This window comes from Prevotella sp. S7 MS 2, assembly GCF_000762865.1.
Classification (GTDB): domain Bacteria; phylum Bacteroidota; class Bacteroidia; order Bacteroidales; family Bacteroidaceae; genus Prevotella.
Genome location: NZ_JRPT01000120.1, coordinates 1 through 1275 on the forward strand (window position 1 = coordinate 1; position 1275 = coordinate 1275).

A 1275-nucleotide genomic window follows, 5' to 3' on the forward strand; every position below is an offset into this window, starting at 1 on the left:
TTCGCCAATACAGGGCTTTACACCGATGGGGTTGAGACTTTTGCATAAAAGCAGTTAAATACCGGATTTCTGTTCTACTTGGAAATTTTTTGATTTTTTGATTTTTTTGGAAATTTTCGACAAATTTCACCCCGCTTTTATCGATAAATGCCTGTTTTTTAGGCATTTATCTGCCTAATTCTGCCTTTTAGGCAAAATTAGGCGCAACTATCCTAAGCTTATTGGCAGCTTTTAAACAATTGATGCAAATCGCTTTCAAAAGCGACTGCGCATGCACCTTGACGAGACTAAAATAGCTTGCCCGCTTATGTTTGAATTTACGGTGCAGCGTGCCGAAACTTTGCTCAATCACATAGCGAGTCTTAGATAAACGCTTGTTGCGTTCTATCTGCTCACGTGTCAACACTGAACCGCGATGCGCCTTTTGCATAATGCCATCTTCTAAGCCGAGCGCTTGTAATCGCTTTCGATTCTTTGCGCTGCTATAGCCCTTATCCGCTTCTACTCTCGTGCCCTGTTCCAAATCATTAACGAGTGGTTCAAGTTGATTAACCTCATGCACATTAGCGGGCGTGGTATTAAGCTTTTCAATATAGCCCTCACCATCCGAACGAGCATGTAGCTTAAAGCCTAAATGGAAGTCAGCCCCCTTTTTTGTCCAACGTGCATCCTTATCAGTGCTTGGTGCAGACTCATGATACTCACCGTCCTCAAGCTGCTCAATTGCCTTCATTTTCTTACGACCTGCCGTTTGAATAATCGTCGCATCAACCACTGCCGTTTGCGCCTTGGCTACTTTTAGACCCTTCTCGCTTAACTGCTGATTGATAAGCACTAACAGCTTATCCAATAAACCCTCCTCAGCCAACCAATTGCGGTAACGGCATAGGGTACTGTGATCGGGAACGTCCATATCATCAAAACCGCAAAAAATCGTAAAATCAATGCGAGTCACCAAACTATGCTCAAGCTCCGGATCGGAGAGGCTATGCCATTGACCCAATAGGACTGCCTTAAACATGGCGAGCACGGGATAACTCGGACGACCTTGTTGAGTCGTCAATCGACGCTGCTTTTGTGAATTGAGGTAGCGTTCAATCGGTCGCCAATCAATCACTTGATCTAACTTAAGTAACGGAAAACGGTCGAGGTGTTTGGCAATACGGGCTTTGGCGGTTTGTTGAAAGAAACTACTCATGGGACTGAAGTAAGAATGCAAGGAAATAAGCCATATTTTAGGAAGTTTGAGGGGTTATTGCAAAGGTCTCACGCTGT

1 protein-coding gene is annotated in these 1275 nt (G+C 44.2%); it reads right to left on the reverse strand.

Annotated elements, in window-relative coordinates; genetic code table 11:
- Positions 1–187 precede the first annotated feature (187 nt).
- On the reverse strand, positions 188–1198 hold the full coding sequence (locus HMPREF0671_RS11635; RefSeq protein ID WP_036561512.1) for an IS5 family transposase: 1011 nt from the start codon (positions 1196–1198) through the stop codon (positions 188–190).
- Between the last annotated feature and the right edge of the window lie 77 nt (positions 1199–1275).

Coding starts and splice junctions, on each gene's coding strand:
- HMPREF0671_RS11635 (WP_036561512.1), bottom strand. CDS start 1,198: ATGAGTAGTTTCTTTCAACAAACCGCCAAAGCCCGTATTGCCAAACAC.